General features: G+C 66.1%; 18 protein-coding genes and 1 pseudogene. 12 read left to right on the forward strand and 7 right to left on the reverse strand.

All coding sequences use genetic code 11. The features are described 5' to 3' along the window. Positions 1–172: 172 nt before the first annotated feature. Positions 173–1,099: a heme o synthase gene (locus AU193_RS18880; RefSeq protein ID WP_064423907.1), complete on the forward strand. Its 927-nt coding sequence runs from the start codon at positions 173–175 to the stop codon at positions 1,097–1,099. On the opposite strand, the gene AU193_RS18885 is transcribed toward AU193_RS18880, so the two are convergent. Next, positions 1,096–2,067: a quinone oxidoreductase gene (locus AU193_RS18885; protein ID WP_064423908.1), complete on the reverse strand. Its 972-nt coding sequence runs from the start codon at positions 2,065–2,067 to the stop codon at positions 1,096–1,098. The genes AU193_RS18880 and AU193_RS18885 overlap by 4 nt on opposite strands. 29 nt (positions 2,068–2,096) lie before the next feature. Between AU193_RS18885 and AU193_RS18890 the strand changes: the two genes are divergently transcribed. Continuing rightward, entirely contained in the window at positions 2,097–2,825 is a 729-nt protein-coding gene (locus tag AU193_RS18890; RefSeq protein ID WP_064423909.1) for a hypothetical protein, read from the forward strand. Here the strand turns inward: AU193_RS18890 and AU193_RS18895 are convergent. Together AU193_RS18895 and AU193_RS18900 are read right to left on the reverse strand one after the other, a co-directional pair. Beyond that, on the reverse strand, positions 2,775–3,704 hold the full coding sequence (locus tag AU193_RS18895) for a heme A synthase (protein WP_172798360.1): 930 nt from the start codon (positions 3,702–3,704) through the stop codon (positions 2,775–2,777). The genes AU193_RS18890 and AU193_RS18895 overlap by 51 nt on opposite strands. A gap of 73 nt (positions 3,705–3,777) precedes the next feature. Beyond that, on the reverse strand, positions 3,778–4,347 hold the full coding sequence (locus tag AU193_RS18900; protein ID WP_064423910.1) for a TetR/AcrR family transcriptional regulator: 570 nt from the start codon (positions 4,345–4,347) through the stop codon (positions 3,778–3,780). An 89-nt stretch (positions 4,348–4,436) separates the two neighbouring features. Between AU193_RS18900 and AU193_RS18905 the strand changes: the two genes are divergently transcribed. Beyond that, positions 4,437–5,120 carry a hypothetical protein gene (locus AU193_RS18905; RefSeq protein WP_064423911.1) on the forward strand — a complete coding sequence of 228 codons (684 nt, stop codon included), beginning with the start codon at positions 4,437–4,439 and terminating at the stop codon, positions 5,118–5,120. Here AU193_RS18905 and AU193_RS18910 read toward each other — a convergent pair. The 3 genes from AU193_RS18910 to mptB all read right to left on the reverse strand — a co-directional run bounded on the left by AU193_RS18910 (position 5,034) and on the right by mptB (position 8,553). Then, entirely contained in the window at positions 5,034–5,822 is a 789-nt protein-coding gene (locus AU193_RS18910; RefSeq protein ID WP_064423912.1) for an ABC transporter permease, read from the reverse strand. The two genes, AU193_RS18905 and AU193_RS18910, sit on opposite strands and share 87 nt — an antisense overlap. 92 nt (positions 5,823–5,914) lie before the next feature. After that, positions 5,915–6,823: an ABC transporter ATP-binding protein gene (locus tag AU193_RS18915; protein WP_064423913.1), complete on the reverse strand. Its 909-nt coding sequence runs from the start codon at positions 6,821–6,823 to the stop codon at positions 5,915–5,917. A gap of 35 nt (positions 6,824–6,858) precedes the next feature. Further along, a complete protein-coding gene (gene mptB, locus AU193_RS18920; RefSeq protein WP_064424053.1) occupies positions 6,859–8,553 on the reverse strand; it encodes a polyprenol phosphomannose-dependent alpha 1,6 mannosyltransferase MptB in 1,695 nt (564 codons plus the stop codon). Positions 8,554–8,644: 91 nt separating this feature from the next. Here mptB and AU193_RS18925 point away from each other — a divergent pair, with 91 nt between their 5' ends. The 8 genes from AU193_RS18925 (at position 8,645) to AU193_RS18960 (ending at position 16,648) form a co-directional block, all read left to right on the forward strand. Further along, positions 8,645–9,364, forward strand: a complete 720-nt coding sequence (locus tag AU193_RS18925; protein ID WP_082683056.1) for a metalloregulator ArsR/SmtB family transcription factor — start codon at positions 8,645–8,647, stop codon at positions 9,362–9,364. Next, the gene (gene sufB, locus AU193_RS22950) at positions 9,361–11,940 is read left to right on the forward strand and encodes a Fe-S cluster assembly protein SufB (protein ID WP_156425291.1); all 2,580 of its coding nucleotides are present in this window, start codon (positions 9,361–9,363) and stop codon (positions 11,938–11,940) included. Before AU193_RS18925 ends, sufB begins: the two co-directional genes overlap by 4 nt. Before the next feature lie 41 nt (positions 11,941–11,981). Then, complete coding sequence (sufD, locus tag AU193_RS18935; protein ID WP_172798361.1) at positions 11,982–13,166, forward strand: Fe-S cluster assembly protein SufD; 1,185 nt, start codon at positions 11,982–11,984, stop codon at positions 13,164–13,166. After that, entirely contained in the window at positions 13,163–13,927 is a 765-nt protein-coding gene (sufC, locus tag AU193_RS18940; RefSeq protein WP_064423914.1) for a Fe-S cluster assembly ATPase SufC, read from the forward strand. The genes sufD and sufC overlap by 4 nt, the downstream gene beginning before the upstream one ends. Before the next feature lies 1 nt (position 13,928). Beyond that, positions 13,929–15,179, forward strand: a complete 1,251-nt coding sequence (locus AU193_RS18945) for a cysteine desulfurase (RefSeq protein WP_064423915.1) — start codon at positions 13,929–13,931, stop codon at positions 15,177–15,179. A 1-nt stretch (position 15,180) separates the two neighbouring features. Further along, positions 15,181–15,651 carry a Fe-S cluster assembly sulfur transfer protein SufU gene (sufU, locus tag AU193_RS18950; RefSeq protein WP_064423916.1) on the forward strand — a complete coding sequence of 157 codons (471 nt, stop codon included), beginning with the start codon at positions 15,181–15,183 and terminating at the stop codon, positions 15,649–15,651. Further along, a complete protein-coding gene (locus AU193_RS18955) occupies positions 15,629–15,976 on the forward strand; it encodes a metal-sulfur cluster assembly factor (RefSeq protein WP_064423917.1) in 348 nt (115 codons plus the stop codon). Before sufU ends, AU193_RS18955 begins: the two co-directional genes overlap by 23 nt. 93 nt (positions 15,977–16,069) lie before the next feature. Further along, positions 16,070–16,648 carry a hypothetical protein gene (locus AU193_RS18960; protein ID WP_064423918.1) on the forward strand — a complete coding sequence of 193 codons (579 nt, stop codon included), beginning with the start codon at positions 16,070–16,072 and terminating at the stop codon, positions 16,646–16,648. 73 nt (positions 16,649–16,721) lie between these two features. On the opposite strand, the gene AU193_RS18965 is transcribed toward AU193_RS18960, so the two are convergent. Beyond that, the gene (locus AU193_RS18965; protein ID WP_064423919.1) at positions 16,722–17,006 is read right to left on the reverse strand and encodes a hypothetical protein; all 285 of its coding nucleotides are present in this window, start codon (positions 17,004–17,006) and stop codon (positions 16,722–16,724) included. 196 nt (positions 17,007–17,202) lie between these two features. Between AU193_RS18965 and AU193_RS18970 the strand changes: the two are divergent. Then, positions 17,203–19,348: pseudogene (locus AU193_RS18970) on the forward strand (DEAD/DEAH box helicase family protein); the annotation flags it as partial. Between the last annotated feature and the right edge of the window lie 342 nt (positions 19,349–19,690).

A 19,690-nucleotide genomic window follows, 5' to 3' on the forward strand; every position in this document is an offset into this window, starting at 1 on the left:
TCGGCGTAGAGCTCTTCTCAGCTGCACTTTCATCCACCCTAGTGCCGCATGCTTCGCTATTGCAGGCCGCTGGTGCGAGATCCCGGGCGGGATTAGGCCGGTGATTGCACGCGGTCTACCATCGTCTGTAGTAGAAGCCCCGCGCTGCGACCATTTCGACAGGAGTAACTGCGTGAGAGTTCGCGACGTCCACCTCGTCGATGGGGCGCCCACCCGCCTACGCGACCGGCTTCTCGGATACGTCTCGCTGACCAAGCCGCGGGTCATCGAACTGCTCCTGGTCACCACGATCCCGGCCATGCTCCTGGCGAGCCGCGGCAGCGTTGACCCGTTGCTGATCATGAACACACTGATCGGCGGGCTGCTTGCGGCGGCGGGCGCCAATGCTCTGAACTGTGTGGCCGACGCCGACATCGACAAGGTGATGAAGCGCACGGAGCGCAGGCCGCTGGCGCGGGCCACGGTTCCGCGCAGCCACGCCCTGATCTTCGGGCTTGCTCTGTCCGTCGGATCGTTCTTCTGGCTGTGGTGGACGACCAACATGCTCTCGGCCCATCTCGCGGGCGCGACGATAGCGTTCTACGTGCTGGTCTACACGCTGTTGCTCAAGCGCCGCACGCCGCAGAACGTGGTGTGGGGCGGCGCGGCCGGCTGCATGCCCGTGATGATCGGCTGGTCCGCGGTCACCGGGACGATCGCATGGCCCGCGCTGGTCATGTTCGCGATCATCTTCTTCTGGACACCGCCACACACCTGGGCGCTGGCGATGCGCTACAAGGAGGACTACCGCGCCGCGGGCGTCCCGATGCTTCCCGCGGTTGCCACCGAGCGTCAGGTCACCAAGCAGATCCTGATCTACACCTACCTGACGGTGGCCGCGACGCTGGCGCTGACGCCGGTCACCGGCTGGCTGTACGCGGCGGTGGCGCTGCTGGCCGGCGGGTGGTTCCTGGTGATGGCGCACCAGCTCTACAACGGCGTGCGTCGCGGCGAGGCGGTCAAGCCGTTGCGACTGTTCCTGCAGTCGAACAACTACCTGGCCGTCCTGTTCCTGGCGCTGGCGGTCGACTCCGTGTTGGCGCTGCCGACTGTCTTCTAAGCCACCAGCACGACCGAACCGACGGTCTTGCGGCCCTGCAGGTCCCGGTGCGCCTGCTCGGCATCGGCGAGCCGGTAGCGCTCGCTGACCGTGATCGTCAGCGTGCCCGACGCGATCGCATCGAGCAGTTCACCTGCACGCCAGGCGAATTCGTCGGCGGTGCGGGTGTAGTGCACGAGCGTCGGTCGAGTCAGGAACAACGAGCCCGCCGCGTTGAGCAACTGCGGGTCGAACGGCGGCACCGGCCCGCTCGAGGCACCGAACAACGCCAGCGTGCCCCGCACCCTGAGGCTGGCCAGGCTGGCTTCGAACGTGGCGGCCCCGACCCCGTCGTACACCGCCGCGACGCCACCGTCGGTCATCTCCTTGATCTCGGCGCCGAAGGCCGCCGGGTCGGTCGGATAGTCGAGCACGCGCACCGCACCCGCCTGCCGTGACAACTCGGCCTTCTCCGGCGTCGAGACGGTGGTGATGACGCGCACCGCCATGCTGGTCGCCCACTGGGTGAGGATGAGGCCCACGCCGCCCGCGCCCGCGTGCACCAGCACCGAGTCGCCCTGCTGTACCGGGTACAGCGACTTGATCAGGTAGTGCGCCGTCATCCCCTTGAGCAGGGACGCGGCGGCCGCGTCAGGGGCCACGCCGTCGGGTACGTAGGCCACGAAATCGGCTGGGGCGACGCTGTATTCGGCATAGGCCCCGTTGGCCTGAGCGGTGACGACACGATCACCCACCTTCAGCGCGGCGACCCCTTCGCCGATCGCCTCCACGGTGCCGCACACCTCGTTGCCGACGATGAACGGCGTCTCCCGCGGATACTGACCGGATCGGAAGTACGTGTCGAGGAAATTCACGCCGATGGCCTCGGCCTTGATGAGCACCTCGCCCGGGCCGGGCGTGGGTTGTGGCTTCTCGACGTAGGTGAGGACTTCGGGTCCGCCGGTCTCTGCGACTTCGATGGCATGCATGGTCACATCTTCCCAATATCCTGGCACTCGTGAAGCTCGCGCGGCCCGACGTGTTCCATCCGCGCATCGTGTTGGCCGGATGCCCCGCCCTGCCGGAGGGGGATGGCGACGACGCCGGCCTGGTCGCGGCGTTGGGTAAGCGCGGGCTGCACGCCCGCTGGATGTCGTGGGACGACCCGGCGACCTTGACGGCGGATCTGGTGATCCTGCGGGCGACGTTCGACTACATCGATCGGCTCGACGAGTTCATGTCCTGGACGCACCAGGTGGCCAACCTGCTCAACCCAGCCCGGGTGGTGCCCTGGAACAGCGACAAGCGCTACCTGGCCGACCTGGCCGCCGCAGGAGTGCCGACGATCCCCTTCTTCGACCCACGCATCGAGGCCGGCGAGACCGCATTGGTGTTCATCGGCGGCGCGCAGTCACATGCCTTCACGAAGGGTCCAATCCTGCGACAGCCCGAGGCCCGCAGCCCAGCCGACCCCGATTTCGAGGTCTGGGACGTCGGGCACCAGGCCCTTGCGGCGGCGGCCGCGCATCTCGACCTGTCTCCGGAGGAGTTGCTCTACGCGCGGGTGGACGTCATCGGCGGACGCGCCGACCCACGGGTGCTGGAAGTCGCGCTGGTCGAGCCGTCGCTGGGCTGGATGCAGCTGGACGAGGCCACCCGCGACCGACAGCAACGCGAGTTCGTTCTGGCCGTCGAGTCAGCGCTCGACCGGTTCGGGCTCGGCCCGCTCTCGCATCGACGCCCATAGCGCGGCGGTCGCGGCGGTGCACAGTGCGGCACCTGCGACGTGAACCGCCACCAACGCGGCGGGCACGTCCAACGCGTACTGCACGCGCCCCACCAGAGCCTGGGCAGCGACCAGGGCGAGCAGTACCGCGAGTCGCCTCACGACAGGTCGCGGCGCGGCCACGGCTCGCAGCGCGAACGCCAGCGCCACCAACAGCGACAGGTATGCCACCAGCAGCGTGGCGTGAATCTGCACCAACGTCACGATCTCCACCTGCAACCGCGGTACCGGCGCCTCGATGCTCTTGTCCCCGGCATGCGGCCCGGCGCCCGTGACGAAAGTGCCGGTCACGAGCACGGCGGCCAGCGCGAGACCAGAGAGGAAAGTGAGCTGGCGCAACGGTTTCGGCACACGGCGAATCGGCACGCCGTCGTCGGGCTCGCCGATCTTGACGAATAGCAGCACGGCGAGCCAGACCATCGTCATCGAGACCAGCAGATGGATGGCCACGGTCCACCAGAGCAGGCCGGTCAGCACCGTGATGCCGCCGATGACGGCCTGTGCCACTGTCGAGGCAGGCATCAGCCACGCGTAGATGAGCACTTCGCGGCGGCGACGGGCCCGTGTCACAGCCAGCACGGCCGCCGCCGCGGTGAGCACGACGAGGAAGGTGACCATGCGGTTGCCGAACTCGACGGCCTGATGCACGACGGGCACCTCGGCGACCGGCACCGGCGTGAAACTGCCCGGGAAACACTGCGGCCAGGTCGGACAACCCAAGCCGGACGCCGTGACGCGGACGATCGCGCCCGTCACCGAGATTCCGCCCTGGGTCAGGATGACGAGGAAGGCGATGACGCGCTGGGCCCGCAGGCTGGGCAGCGGCAGCAGATCGACCAGCCGCAAGAAGGCGCGTCGCACGGTTCCGATGGTAGAGCAGCGCAACTACAAGCCGTAGTAGCGGGTGAGCCGGCTACCGAGGCGACACGAACGGCACCAGTACTTCGTCGACGAGTTGTACGACCAGATCGTCGTCGATGCGGTCGCCGGTGATCAGCAGCCGATGCCACAGCACGCTCTGTCCCAATTCGCGGGCGATCTCGACTGGAACGTCGGCGCGCACGTCGCCGCGGGAGACGCCGCGCGCGAGCAGCGCGGCCATTTCCTCCTTGCGCCAGCCGATGACGCCGTTACGGAAGGCTTCGGTGAGGTTCGGGTCGTGGGAGCCCGCCGCGATCGCGGCCCGGATCACCGCCGCCCGAGGGCCGGTGAACAGCGCGGCCCATCCACGCAACACAGCGAGCATGTCGCCGCGGTAGCTGCCGGTGTCCTCGTGCGGGATGGCCTCGGTGGCGATGCCTAGCAGCGTGTCTCGGAGCAGGGCGGCGGCGTCCGGCCAGCGCCGGTACAACACGGGTTTGCTTGTCGCGGCCGCCGCGGCGACGGCCTCCATCGTGACGCCGGCCGGGCCGTGTCGGGCGAGGAGCTCGAGCGCCGCGTCACGGATCGCGGCGTCGAGTTCTTGTCCGCGGCGACGCGCCATCCACCACTCCTTTGAAGAAACGCTTGCGTATCTTAGCGCGCAGGGTTAGCGTCTGGTTATAAGAAACGCATCCGTATCTTAGGAGAAGCATGACACGCCCGGTGCTTTATCCGCTCCGCTCCGTCGACACCGCGACGGTGCAGTACCTCGACCATCGCCACGGCAGGCGCCGCATCACCATCGACCACCGGCCGCTTGGGGGCGTGACTCCCGCGATGCTTCTGGACTGGTTCACGCACCTCGGCGAAACGATGGTGTACGGGGGAGAAGTCATAGACCGCTATCTCGCCTGGCATCCGATCGATCACATTCACTGGGCTTTGGCGCGTCCGGCGCCAGGAGGTGGAGCGGCCGATGGCGCGCAATTCCGCATGGTCGAGGCGTTCGGCGGCCGACCCGAGTACAGGATCGACGAGATCGCGCGGGTCGAGAAGCTCGACGAGACCGGCATCCGACTGGTCAAACGGGTCGCGGGAATTCCGATCTTCCAGCTGGAGCACACCTGGTCTGCCGGCACCGACGGTGCCCACTACGTGACGGTGATGGATCTCGGCGGGCGGTCGCCGCTGCTCTCTGGCGTCAACAGCATCGTGCGCCGACGCTTTCCGGTGGACAAGACGCGCGCGTGGGTGAAGCACAACATCGAAGAGGTCGGACAGCTCGAATATCTGCTGCCGCTACTGGCGTCAGGTGAAGCGGAACCAGCGCAGCGCGCACACCGAGGCGATCGCGCCCCAAACGGCGAGCACCAGAAGGCCGAACCAGTCCACTGACAGCGTCATCGCCTGGGTCAGCGCCTCGGTGAGGGCGCCGGCCGGCGTCAACCGGGCCACCCACTGCGCCGCGGACGGCACCATGCCGCCCTCGAGGCCGCCCTCGAGCGTCAGCGCGCCGAGCCCAGCGAAGACGAACCACAGCAAGTTCCCCAGGGCCAGGACGATCTCGGCGCGCAGGGTGCCGCCGAGTAACAGGCCCAGCGCCGCGAAAACCGCTGTGCCCAAGGCGATCACCGCCGCACCGAGCGCGAGTCCCGCAAGGTTGGGCCGCCAGCCGAGCGCCACCCCGATGGTGCCCAACACGATCGCCTGCAGGAAAACGACCGCGACCACCGCCAACGACTTGCCCGCGATGATGCCCCACACAGGAAGCGCTGTGGCGCCTAGGCGTTTGAGCGCTCCGTAGCGGCGGTCGAACGCCACGGCGATCGCCTGCCCGGTGAACGCGGTGGAGATCACCGCCAGCGCCATGATCGCAGGCGCGAACGTCGCCGCCCGGTTCGGTCCGAACGAGCCGAGTGGCAGCAGCGTCAAGCCCACCAGCAAGGTGATCGGGATGAACATCGTCAGCAGCAGCTGTTCGCCGTTGCGCAACAGCAGCCGCAACTCCAGGCCGAACTGCGCGGCGAGCATCTTCTGCACGGTGGCCGGGCCAGGGTCGGGTGAGAACGTGCCCGGCGCAAAGCGATTCGTCGTCATAGTTTTTGGTTCCTCGCGCAAGCGCTCGTCATAGTTCTTGGTTCCTCGCGCAAGCGCTCGTCATAGTTTTCGGTTCCTCGCGCAAGCGCTCGTCACGGCCGCAACTCCCGCCCGGTCAGATCGAGGAACACGTCCTCGAGGCTTCGCTGTTCCACGCGCATATCGGTAGCCAGGACATCGAGACGCGCACACCACGCCGTCACCGTCGCCAGCACCTGTGGATTGATTGCGCCCTCCACCAGGTAATCACCCGGGGCGGTCTCGGTCGCCCGGTAGCTCTCGGGCAGCGCGGAAACCAACAGCGACAGGTCGAGCATGCGCGGCGCGCGGAACCGTAACTGGTTCTCGGCACCGCTGCGCATCAGCGCCTCGGGAGAACCGGTGGCCACCGGGACGCCGTGGTCGATGATCATGATGCGGTCGGCCAACTCCTCGGCCTCGGTGAGTTGATGGGTCGTCAGCACCACGGTCACGCCGTCGCGACGTAGCGCATCGATCAACTCCCACACCACGATTCGCGCATGTGCGTCCATACCGGCGGTCGGCTCGTCGAGGAAGACCAACTCCGGGCGCCCGACCACGGCACAGGCGAGCGCCAGTCGCTGCTGCTGACCGCCGGACAGCCTGCGGTAGGTCGTGCGTGCCGCCTCGGTCAGCCCCAGGGTGTCCATCAGCCACGCCGGATCAAGTGGGTTGGCCGCATAGGAGGCCACCAGCTTGAGCATCTCGCCGGCGCGGGCGGCCGGGTAGCCGCCTCCGCCCTGCAACATCACTCCGATGCGCTCACGCAACCGGGCGTTGTCGCCGAACGGGTCCATGCCGAGGATCGCGATGGTGCCGGAGTCGGGACGGATGAAGCCCTCGCACATCTCGACGGTCGTGGTCTTGCCGGCGCCGTTCGGCCCCAGCAGGGCGAACACCTCGGCCGCGTGAACCTCCAAGTCGAGCTCGGACACCGCGACGGTCGACCCGTAGCGCTTCGTGACCCCGCTGAGGCGCACGGGGGCGGGGGACGATGCCCCGAATCCAGAGTGGGTCACGGGGACTCAGCGTAAGCGTCGGGCCGCGCGGGCTGTGGCTGCGGTGGTGAGGGCTGATTGTGCGGCGGGGTCGTCACGCTGCGCCAGGGCAACCGGTTGTAGGTGAGCAGGAACAACGCGACGACGATCACGGTGCTTGCCGCGGTGGCGAGGAGTATCTGGAAAACCGTGAACCGGTCGCCGTTGGCTGTCGGACCGAAGATCCCGACGGCCAGCGTCACCACGATCGTGGTGCTGCGGAACGCCGGCCGGGTCGCCCACGCCGCGAGGGGAAGGACGGCCCACAACACGTACCAGGGCTGGACGACCGGAAACAGCAGCACCGTCACGCCCAGCGCGACGCCGAGCCCGCCCACGGGATGCAGCCGCCCCCGCAGAACCAGCAGCAGCAGCCACGTCACCAGGATCGCGATGATGAAGACACCGATCGCACGCGTGAGCCCCAGCACCGCCGTCGTGTGGTCGCCGAGGCCCAACAGGATGCCGACCTGACCGGTGCCCAGGGCCAACAGGGTGGGCAGTGACATCCAGCTGCGCACGACGTTGGCGGTGCCCAGTGTGTTGAGCCAGCCGAACCCGAGACCGCTGGCCCACCCGATCAGCGCCATCACCACCACCGACACCGCGGTCAGCGCGCCACCGGCCAGGAAGAAGGCCTTGACCGTCCCGCCCAATCGCCAGGCCAGCGCCATCGCCACGAACCCCAACGCCAACAGCGACGGCAGTTTTACCTGTGACGACAGCGTGATCAACACGACGCCGACCAACAGCATCGCCAGCGGCCGCCACCGTGCCCATTGCTCACGGCTCTGTGGCCAAGAAAGCGGTCTGGGAAGCAGCGGCGTGGCGACCCCGATGCTGCTGACGCCCCGCAGGGCGAACTCGGTGCCGGCGAGCATCAGGCCGAGCATCAGGGCCTCGTTGTGGATGCCTCCGACCAGATGCATGATCAGCAGCGGGTTGGCGGCGCCCAGCCACAGCGCGCTCACCTCGGCGACGCCGCAGCGACGGGCGAGGCGCGGGGTCGCCCAGACGATCAGGCCCACACCCAGCAGCACGACCAACCGGTGGCACAACACAGCGGCCACGATGTTCTCGCCCGTCAGCGCCGAGATGCCCTGCCCGATCCACAGGAAAAGCGGCCCGTATGGCGCGGGTGTCTCGCGCCACATGTTCGGCACCGACAGCGTGAACACGTGGTCCAGGCCCAGGCCGGTGGCCGGACCGACCCGGTAAGGGTCGAGGCCTTTGATGCCGATCTCGCTCTGCGCCAGGTAGGAGTAGACATCGCGGCTGTACATCGGCGGGGCGATGAGCAGCGGCAGGACCCACAGCCACAACAGCCGGTCCAACTGGGTGCGCGACATGCGCCGGTCACCCAGCGTGAATCTCCCGAGCATCAGCCAGGCCAGCGCCATCATCACCGCACCGGTGGTGGTCATGGTCAGGCTCACGGTCTGAATACGTGACGGCAGATTGAGCAGCCGGACGCCGAACGTCGGATCCTGCACCACCGGCCTGGCCCCCACGCCGAGCGCGCCGATCGCCATCAGCACCGTGCCCGCGGCGCCGAACAGCCGCGTCCGGCGCAGCGCGATGACCTCGGCGTCGTTGAGGGGCGAGCCCACCGGGCGTTCGTCGGCGTGCCAACGGGCGATCGACGAGCTGAAGGAGGGGAGGCGGGCTGCCACCTCAGCAGCGTAACCGCCCACGTTATGGCCCCTACCACGCTAAGGGTGCCCTCGCTTTACAGCACTTTCCGAATTCCGTCACAATGGTGTTGTGAAAATCAGTCCGGAAGCGGGAGCCGATCGCCACACCCGTGGTGCGATCGTGCGACTGCTGCTCGAATCCGGACCGATCACCGCCGGTGAGATCGGCGAGCGGCTCGGAATCTCCGCCGCCGGCGTGCGCCGCCACCTCGATGCTCTGATGGAGGCGGGCGATGCCGAGTCCCACAACGCGGCGGCATGGCAGCACACCGGGCGCGGGAGACCTGCCAAGCGTTACCTGCTGACCGCGGCGGGCCGGGCGAAACTGGACCACGCTTATGACGACCTCGCTGCCGCGGCGATGCGCCAACTTCGTGAAATCGGCGGTGACGAAGCGGTGCGCACGTTTGCGCGGCGCCGTGTCGACGGGATCCTCGCGGGAGTAACCGAGGGCCCCGATGACGTTGCATCTAAAGCCGACCGGGTGGCCGCGGCGCTGACCGAGGCCGGCTACGCGACCACCGTGACATCGGTGACGCCGGCGCCCGGATCCATCCACGGCATCCAGCTGTGTCAGCATCACTGTCCGGTGTCGCACGTGGCCGAGGAGTTCCCGGAACTGTGCGAAGCCGAGCGAGAGGCGTTCGCCGAGATCCTGGGCACCCATGTGCAGAGGCTCGCCACGATCGTCAACGGCGACTGCGCCTGCACCACGCACGTACCTCTGGTCGAAAAGATCAGTGCTTCAGCCCCACCAGACCCCACTAACAAGCAAGGAGCGTCGAGATGACGACGACACCCGAGGCCCACAAGGTAGGCGAACCGCTCAGCCAGGACGAGGCGATCGCCTCCCTGAGCCGGTACGGCTACGGCTGGGTGGACTCCGACGTCGCCGGCGCCAGCGCACAGCGCGGGCTGTCCGAGGCCGTAGTCCGCGACATTTCCGCGAAGAAGAACGAGCCCGAGTGGATGCTGGAAACGCGCCTGAAGGCGCTGCGCACCTTCGACAAGAAGCCGATGCCGAACTGGGGTTCCAACCTCGAGGGCATCGACTTCGACAACATCAAGTACTTCGTGCGGTCCACGGAAAAGCAGGCCGCCACGTGGGACGACCTGCCCGAGGACATCCGTAACACCTACGACAAGCTGGGCATCCCGGAGGCGGAGAAGCAGCGTCTGGTCTCCGGGGTCGCGGCCCAGTACGAGTGCCTGGCAGGGGACACCCTGGTATGGACTGCCAATCGTGGCCAAGTGCCTATCAAGGAAATCACCCACGGGGATCTTGTCTTTGCCTACGACGAGACTGCCGAGCGGTTCGTGGCGGCTCCGGTGAAGGCCGCTGCGCAAACCGACACCCGTCAGACATACGAGCTCAAGACGACCCGGCGGGGCCTGCGCGCCACCGACAACCATCCGATGTTGGTGCTGCGTGACGAGCGTAAGCCCGGGCGCCAGCGGGCGCGGTACTACCGGCGCTGGGTCACGGTGGACGAGATCAAGCCGGGCGACTTCATCGCCGTACCCCGCAAGCTTCCTGAATTCGGTGTCGCCGCAGAACTGCCGACCGTCGCCGGATTGATGACGCCGGCGACCAGCAGTGTGGATCTGATGTGGCTGCTCGGCCTGTACATCGGCGATGGCAACCTCCATCTGTCGACGAAGACGTACCGCGTCCAGTTCGCGATTCCGGCTACGGATGTCGAAATGCGTTCCGAGGTGATCCGAGTCGTGAAGGGACTCTTCGGATTACGCGTCATCGAGGCGGACCAATACCGTGTCGTGGTGAACTCGAAGGCACTGACCGAGTGGATCGCCGAACTCGGCTTCACCGGATTGGCGCTGACCAAGCGGGTTCCCGACTGGGTCTATTCGCTCCCGGTCGATCAGCGGCTGGCGTTCCTGGGGGGCTGGGTGGACGCCGATGGGCACGTGCGCCCAGACAAGAGCGGTTCGGTGCTGTTGACGTGCGCCAACGAACCACTGATAAACCAGGCACGTGAACTCGCTGAGCTGTCAGGACTGCGCGCTGGTGGGCCGTGGTCGTTCACGCAGCCGTACTACACCGACCCGACTCGGATCCAAACCGCCTGGCGGCTGGGCATTTCCGGTGACTTTGAGCGGTTGGGGTGCCGAAACCCGAAGCGCACAAACCGTTTCGGCCGCCGGAAATACTTGCACTCGTCCAATGGTGCCCACGGCACGACGATTCGAGTCCACTGCAATGAGTGGCTCGGATTCGAACGAGTGAAATCGATCGAGCCGTATGCCGTTGAGCCGGTCTACGACATCGAAGTCGATGGCCCCCACAACTTCGTCGCAGAAGGCCTCGTCGCGCACAATTCTGAGGTCGTCTACCACCAGATTCGCGAGGACCTCGAGGCTCAGGGAGTCATCTTCCTCGACACCGACACCGCGCTGCGGGAACATGAGGACGTTTTCAGGAAGCATTTCGGAACGGTAATACCTGCAGGCGATAACAAGTTTTCTGCACTCAATACCGCGGTTTGGTCGGGCGGTTCGTTTATCTATGTGCCGCCGGGAGTGCATGTCGACATTCCATTGCAGGCATATTTCCGTATTAATACCGAGAATATGGGCCAATTCGAGCGTACACTGATAATCGTAGATGAAGGTGCATATGTGCATTATGTGGAAGGGTGCACTGCGCCAATTTATAAATCCGATTCATTGCATTCTGCAGTGGTCGAAATAATTGTCAAGCCCGGTGGCAGGTGCCGTTATACGACCATTCAGAACTGGTCGAGCAACGTCTACAACCTGGTAACCAAGCGGGCCCGCGCCGAGGCGGGCGCCACCATGGAGTGGGTCGACGGCAACATCGGCTCCAAGGTCACCATGAAGTACCCGGCGGTCTGGATGACCGGTGAGCACGCCCGCGGCGAGGTCCTGTCGGTCGCGTTTGCCGGCGAGGGTCAGCACCAGGACACCGGTGCCAAGATGCTGCACCTGGCACCCAATACGTCGAGCAATATCGTGTCCAAATCGGTGGCCCGCGGCGGCGGTCGCGCGTCCTACCGTGGCCTGGTCCAGGTCAACAAGGGCGCGCACGGATCGCGGTCCAGCGTGAAATGTGATGCGTTGCTTGTCGATACGATTAGCCGCTCCGACACCTACCCGTACGTCGACATCCGAGAGGACGACGTGACGATGGGCCACGAGGCGACAGTGTCGAAGGTCAGCGAGGATCAGCTGTTCTACCTGATGAGCCGTGGTCTGACCGAGGACGAGGCGATGGCGATGGTGGTGCGCGGATTCGTCGAGCCGATCGCCAAGGAGCTTCCGATGGAGTACGCGCTCGAGCTCAACCGGCTCATCGAACTGCAGATGGAAGGCGCGGTTGGGTGACCGGGGCGAGCGAAGCGACGGGTTTGGGTAGGGGTTCCGAGCTGACCACTGCGATCGAAGGGACTCCGGCGGGATCGGCGCTCAACAAGGGCGAGATCTTCACCTCGTTCGATGTGGACGCCTTCGAGGTGCCCGGCGGTCGCGACGAGATCTGGCGGTTCACGCCGTTGAAGCGCCTGCGCGGTCTGCACGACGGTTCCGCGATCGCCACCGGCCACGCCGGCATCACCGTGGGGGAGCGTCCCGGTGTCACCGTCGAGACGGTGGGTCGTGACGACGAGCGGCTCGGTCAGGGCGGTGCGCCGTCCGATCGCATTGCCGCGCAGGCGTTCTCGTCCTTCGACACGGCGACGGTCGTCACGATCGCACGCGACACCGAGGTGGCCGAGCCCATCGAAGTCGACATCACCGGCCCGGGCGAGGGCGCGGTGGCCTACGGGCATCTGCAGATCCGAGTCGAGGAACTCTCGCGCGCGATCGTCGTGGTGGATCTGCGCGGCAGCGGCACCTACGCCGACAACGTCGAGATCATCGTCGGCGATTCGGCCGGGCTCGGGGTGATCTGGATCGCCGACTGGGCCGACGACATGGTGCACGTCAGCGCGCATCACGCGCGCCTCGGCAAGGACGCCGTGCTCGGTCACGTCAACGTGACACTCGGCGGGGACGTGGTGCGAACGACGGCGACGGTGCGGTTCACCGGACCCGGCGGCGACGCCAAGATGCTCGGCACCTACTTCGCCGACGACGGCCAGCACTTCGAGTCGCGGCTGCTGGTCGACCACGCCCACCCGAACTGCAAGTCCGACGTGCTGTACAAGGGTGCGTTGCAAGGTGATCCGGCATCCAACCGGCCCGACGCCCACACCGTGTGGGTCGGCGATGTATTGATCCGGGCGGAGGCCACCGGCACCGACACCTTCGAGGTGAACCGCAACCTGCTGCTCACCGACGGCGCTCGGGCCGACTCGGTGCCCAACCTCGAGATCGAGACGGGCGAGATCGTCGGCGCCGGACACGCCAGTGCCACCGGACGTTTCGACGACGAGCAGTTGTTTTATCTGCGGGCTCGCGGCATCCCCGAGGATCAGGCGCGACGCTTGGTGGTGCGCGGCTTCTTCAACGAGATCATCGCGAAGATCGCCGTGCCCGCGGTGCGCGAGCGCCTCACCGAAGCAATCGAACGAGAACTAGCGATCACGGAATCGAGAACAGTCCAATCATGACCACACTTGAAGTCAAAGACCTGCACGTCTCGGTGCAGACCCCTGAGCAGACCGAGATCCCGATCCTCAACGGTGTCGACCTCACAGTGAAGTCCGGCGAGACCCACGCCGTCATGGGACCCAACGGCTCCGGCAAGTCGACGCTGTCCTATGCGATCGCCGGCCACCCCAAGTACACGGTGACGTCGGGCTCCATCACACTCGACGGGCAGGACGTGCTGGAGATGACCATCGACGAGCGGGCCCGCGCCGGCCTGTTTCTCGCGATGCAGTACCCGGTCGAGGTGCCGGGGGTTTCGATGTCGAACTTCCTGCGCACCGCCGCGACGGCCGTGCGCGGTGAGGCGCCAAAGCTGCGGCACTGGGTCAAAGAGGTCAAGGGCGCGATGACGGATCTCGGGATCGACGCGTCGTTCTCCGAACGCAGTGTCAACGAAGGCTTTTCGGGCGGCGAGAAGAAGCGCCACGAGATCCTGCAGCTGGCACTGCTCAAGCCGAAGATCGCGATCCTCGACGAGACGGACTCGGGTCTGGATGTCGACGCGCTGCGCGTCGTCAGCGAGGGCGTCAACCGCTACGCCGAGACCGAGAACGGCGGCGTGCTGCTGATCACGCACTACACCCGCATTCTGCGCTACATCCAGCCCCAGTTCGTACACGTGTTCGTCGGTGGCCGCATCGTCGAATCCGGCGGTCCGGAACTCGCCGACGAACTCGAGGAAAGCGGCTACGTCCGGTTCACTCAGGCCGTCGGAGCGTGACATGACCGCCGCGCAGACTCTGGACCTCACCAAGATCAGGGGCGACTTCCCGATCCTGAAGAAGGTGATGCGCGGCGGAAATCAGTTGGCGTACCTGGATTCCGGCGCGACGTCGCAACGCCCGCTGCAGGTGCTCGACGCCGAGCGCGAGTTCCTACTCACGTTCAACGGTGCGGTGCACCGCGGTGCGCACCAGTTGATGGAGGAGGCCACCGACGCCTACGAACACGGTCGCGCGGACATCGCGGCCTTCGTCGGCGCCGACCCCGACGAGTTGGTTTTCACCAAGAACGCGACCGAGGCCATCAACCTGATCGCGTACACGTTGGGCGACAGGCGGTTCGACTACGCCGTCGGGCCGGGCGACGTGATCGTCACAACCGAACTCGAGCACCACGCCAACCTCGTCCCGTGGCAGGAGTTGGCGCGCCGGACCGGCGCGACGCTCAAGTGGTACGGCGTCACCGACGACGGCCGCATCGACCTGGACTCGCTGTCGCTGGATGAGCGGGTGAAAGTCGTTACCTTCAGTCATCATTCGAACGTCACGGGAGCCGTGGTCCGGGTCACCGAGCTGGTGTCGCGCGCCAAGGCCGTCGGCGCGCTGACGGTGCTGGACGCCTGCCAATCCGTGCCGCACCAGCCCGTGGACTTGCACACCCTCGATGTCGACTACGCGGCGTTCTCCGGACATAAGATGCTGGGGCCCAACGGAATCGGCGTCTTGTACGGCCGGCGATCGCTGCTCGACGCGATGCCGCCGTTCATCACGGGCGGCTCCATGATCGAAACGGTCTCGATGGTGGAGACCACCTACGCGCCGGCGCCGCAGCGTTTCGAGGCGGGCACGCCGATGACGTCGCAAGTAGTGGGGTTGGCGGCCGCCGCCCGCTACCTGCGGGAGATCGGGATGGCCACCGTCGAGGCGCACGAGGCGCAACTGGTGGCCGCCGCGCTCGACGGGCTGACCGCTATTGACGGTGTGCGGATCATCGGACCGACGTCGCTCGAGAACCGGGGCTCCCCGGTCAGCTTCGTGGTCGACGGCGTGCATGCGCACGACGTGGGCCAGGTGCTCGACGACGACGGCGTGGCGGTGCGCGTCGGACACCATTGCGCATGGCCATTGCATCGCCGGTTCGGGATCGCGGCGACCGCGCGCGCGTCGTTCGCGCTCTACAACACCTTCGACGAGGTCGATCGTTTGGTCGCCGGCGTGCGCCGCGCCGTCGAATTCTTCGGCGGGGACTGACGTGCGGCTGGAGCAGATCTATCAGGAAGTGATCCTCGATCACTACAAGCGCCCACATAACCGCGGGCTGCGCGAGCCGTTCGCCGCGGAGGTCTACCACGTCAACCCCACCTGCGGCGACGAGGTGAGGCTGCGGGTGAGGCTGTCCGACGATGGTGAGCAGGTAGTCGACATCTCCTACGACGGCCAGGGTTGTTCGATCAGCCAGGCCTCGACGTCGGTGCTGACCGATCAGGTGATCGGCCAGAGCGTCGGGGACGCGTTGAAGACCGTCGCAGCGTTCACCGAGATGGTGTCCTCGCGTGGCACGGTCCAAGGCGACGAAGATGTAATCGGAGACGGCATCGCATTCGCCGGTGTCGCGAAGTACCCGGCGCGGGTGAAGTGCGCGTTGCTGGGTTGGATGGCTTTCAAAGACGCGCTAGCGCAAGCCAGTGAGGAGGCGCCAGATGAGCGACACCGCAGTGCCTAACGAGGAGCTGTTGTTCGATCTCGAGGAGGCGATGCGAGACGTCGTCGACCCGGAACTCGGCATCAACGTCGTCGACTTGGGCCTGGTTTACGGGATCAACGTCGAGAAGGGGGAGCAGGGCAACGTTGCGCTGATCGACATGACGTTGACCTCGGCCGCCTGCCCGCTGACCGATGTGATCGAGGATCAGTCGCGCACCGCGCTGGTGGGCGCCGGGTTGGTCGACGAGCTCAGGATCAACTGGGTGTGGAACCCGCCGTGGGGTCCGGACAAGATCACCGAAGACGGCCGCGAGCAGCTACGCGCACTGGGCTTCACCGTCTAGCACGCGGCCGATACCGCCGTCGAATTTGCGTAGAGGGCTGTGGTTTTCGCCGGATCACGACCCTGAGCGCAATTTCGACGACACAATCGACGGATGGTCACGGTGCCGGCGTTCGTCTGGCGAGGCGGATTCTTCCTTCGAGCGCTGATCACCGGCGGCGTCGTCGGACTCGCGGTGGGCGTTCTTGCGTGGCTTGATTCGGGATTCCTGATTGCCGGAGCGATCGTGTTCGTCATCGTCGGCACCTTCTACGGCATGTGGATGTCACGCCGAATGGCGCGCTACTGGCCGGGCGCCAGGCGCCTCACCGGTGATCAGCGAGTGATGGTCGCGCGTACCGCCCGCCGCGGAGAATCCATCGGCGACCCGGATCTGGCGCAGGCCGTCATCGACTACCGCGACGGCTTGCACGCGTCCGCCGAGAGTGCGCGGCCTCTGAGGTGGCTGCTGATCGTCGTGCTTGTCGTCGCCGCCGGGACAGCGGTGTGGGACTGGGTGTTCGGCTCATGGGCCAACGCCGTGGCGTCGGTGCTCTACCTGGCCGCGTTACTCGTCGAGGTGTTCTGGTGGCCCCCGCGGCACCGCCAGCTCCTGGCCAACACGGATTACGCGGCAGATGTCGCCGCACAGGTCCTGTCGCAAGGGACCGGCTCTATTCGCGAAGATCACTGATCGCACAGGCCGACGATCAAATCTCGAAATTGCCCGACTGTGGAAAGTTGCGACGGGCGCCTAGACCGGTAACCTAGCGATCCCGCCCGGCGATGATCAGATCCTTGATCTCAGCGAGTTGCTCGTCGACAGAGCCGAACCGGGCATATGTTTCCTGGAAGCCGTTCTCCACCCGGGTTTGGAGGGTAGTCAGTCGTGCTTCTACCCCCGTGAGCTGGGTCTCGACCCCGCCGAGTCGGATTGCTTGTTCCCGCTGGTTGGCGCCGAGCGCATTGACGGCCGCGAGCACGGCACGGTAGTCGGCGCGCGATGCTTCGAGCGCCGCGACGCGCGCTTCGAGGTCTTCGAGCTTGGGCACAGTGCCGACTCTAAATCAAACGGAACCCTTCAAGTGCTCCGATCGACCCACCTGGGGATAACGACGGCCTCCCGGGCCGATCTTGCCCTGTGTGTCACAGTTGAAAAATCGTTCGCCGGTGTCAATTGCCCACAGCTGTCACCCGCCCTGACTATCGTCGTGAGACTTCAGCGAGGAAGTGGGGTAGTACAGCGGTATGGGTTCGGTGCACGACGTCATCGAGGCGTTCCGGCAGGCGCCGTCGAATTCCGAACGGGGCACGAAGTTCGAGAAGTTGATGGTCCGCTACTTCGAGCTGGGACCCGATGCTGTCCCAGCAGTACGACGCGGTCTGGCGCTGGATCGACTGGCCGGACCGCAAGGGCAAGGCCGACACCGGGATCGACCTGGTGGCGCGGAATCGGGACACCGGCGAGTACACGGCGATCCAATGCAAGTTCTACGAGCCGACCCACACGCTGGCGAAAGGGGACATCGACTCGTTCTTCACCGCCTCCGGGAAGGCACCCTTCACCAATCGGGTGATCATCTCCACGACTGACCGCTGGGGCAAGAACGCAGAGGATGCTCTGGACGGGCAGACGATCCCGGTGCAGCGGATCGGTCTGGCCGAGATCGCCGAGTCGCCGATCGACTGGGATATCGCGTGGCCGCAGGGCGACCTCCACGTGGATCTGACGCCGGCCAAGCGTCACGGCACCAGGCCGCATCAGGACCAGGCGATCGACGCGGTGTTCCGCGGCTACGCGGTCGGTAGCGACCGCGGCAAGCTCATCATGGCGTGCGGCACAGGCAAGACGTTCACCGCGCTCAAGATCGCCGAACGCACGGCCAGCGAGAACGGCGCCAGCGCACGGGTCCTCTTCCTCGTGCCGTCGATCTCGCTGCTGAGCCAGACTTTGCGCGAATGGACGGCGCAGAGCGAGTTGGATCTACGCGCATTCGCGGTGTGTTCGGACACCAAGGTGTCGCGCTCGGCTGAGGACTTCAATGTCCACGACGTGCCGATCCCGGTCACCACCGACCCGCAGGTGCTCGTGCACGAGATGCAACACCGCAAGCGGGCTCAGGGTCTGACGGTGGTTTTCAGCACCTACCAGTCGTTGCCGGTGGTCGCCGAGGCCCAGGGTTTGGGTGTTGACCCGTTCGACCTGGTGATCTGCGACGAGGCCCATCGCACCACCGGCGTGACGATGTCGGGGGAGGACCCGTCGAATTTCGTGCGGATTCACGATGCCGCCTACATCAAGGCGACCCGTCGCCTCTACATGACGGCCACGCCGCGCATCTTCGACGAGAACGTCAAGGACAAGGCAGACGAGCACTCCGCCGAACTCGTCTCGATGGACGACGAACTCACCTTCGGTCCGGAGTTTCACCGGCTGACCTTCGGTGAGGCGGTCGAGCGCGGACTGCTCACCGATTACAAGGTGATCGTGTTGACGGTCGATGAGTCGGTGATCGCACCACGCCTGCAGCAGGAGCTCGCCGGCCACGCTCACGAACTGATGCTGGACGACGCATCCAAGATCGTCGGTTGCTGGAATGCACTGGCCAAGCGGGCCGGCACCAGTCCCGACGGCACCGGATTCGCGCCCGACGAGCCGCCGATGCGGCGCGCGGTGGCCTTCGCCAAGGACATCGCCACGTCGAAGCAGATCGCGGAGATGTTTCCGAAGGTTGTCGAGGCGTATCGCGACCTGCTCGAGGAGCAGGAGAACGACGGCCAGCCGGTCGACGACACGAACCGTGACTTGAGCTGCGTGGCACGCCACGTCGACGGGACCTTCAACGCGTTGGAGCGCAACGCGGAGTTGTCATGGCTGAAATCCGTTGTCGCCGAGGGTGAATGCCGGATATTAAGCAATGCGCGCTGCCTCTCGGAGGGCGTCGACATGCCCGCGCTTGACGCGGTGCTGTTCTTGCATCCGCGCAACTCGATCGTCGACGTCGTGCAGTCCGTGGGTCGGGTCATGCGCAAGTCGACCGAAAAGGACTACGGCTACGTCATTTTGCCGGTGGCGGTGCCGGCGGGAGTCGAGCCGTCAGCGGCGTTGGCCGACAACAAGCGGTTCAAAGTCGTGTGGCAGGTGCTCAACGCGCTGCGTTCCCACGACGAGCGCTTCGACGCAATGGTCAACAGCATCGCGTTTAACAGCGCCGCCGGTAAGAAGACCGGTGAGGGCACGGAGAAGCTACTCGGTGCCCATATCGGGCCCACCATCGAAGATCCGGGACCGGCGGCGGGCGAAACGGAATCGGCCGATGGCGGTGTCGCGACGCAGATGGCGCTGTTCTCGTTGTCGAAGTGGCAAGAGGCGGTGTATGCCCGCATCGTCGATGCGGCCAGCCCGTTCCGTTTCGTGGTTCTCGACGATCCGATCCAGGCTATGGACCCGTCCAAGATCGACGGATTCCTCGACGTGCTCACGGGTCTGGCCAACGACCGGCAGGTCATCGTGTTCACCCACGACGACCGGCTGCCGGCCGCGATTCGGCGGTCGAAGGCACCCGCCCGCGTCGTCGAAGTCACCCGCGGCGCCAATTCGGCCGTCACCGTCACCGAAGCAAGCAGGCCGGCCAAACGACTGCTCGATGACGCCTATGCGATAGCAGCCGACGAAGCCGTTCCCGATGCCGTCAAGAATGCAGCGGTCCCGGTGCTGTGCCGTGAGGCGCTGGAG

The sequence above is a fragment of the Mycobacterium sp. GA-1285 genome, assembly GCF_001499905.1.
Taxonomy (GTDB): domain Bacteria; phylum Actinomycetota; class Actinomycetes; order Mycobacteriales; family Mycobacteriaceae; genus Mycobacterium.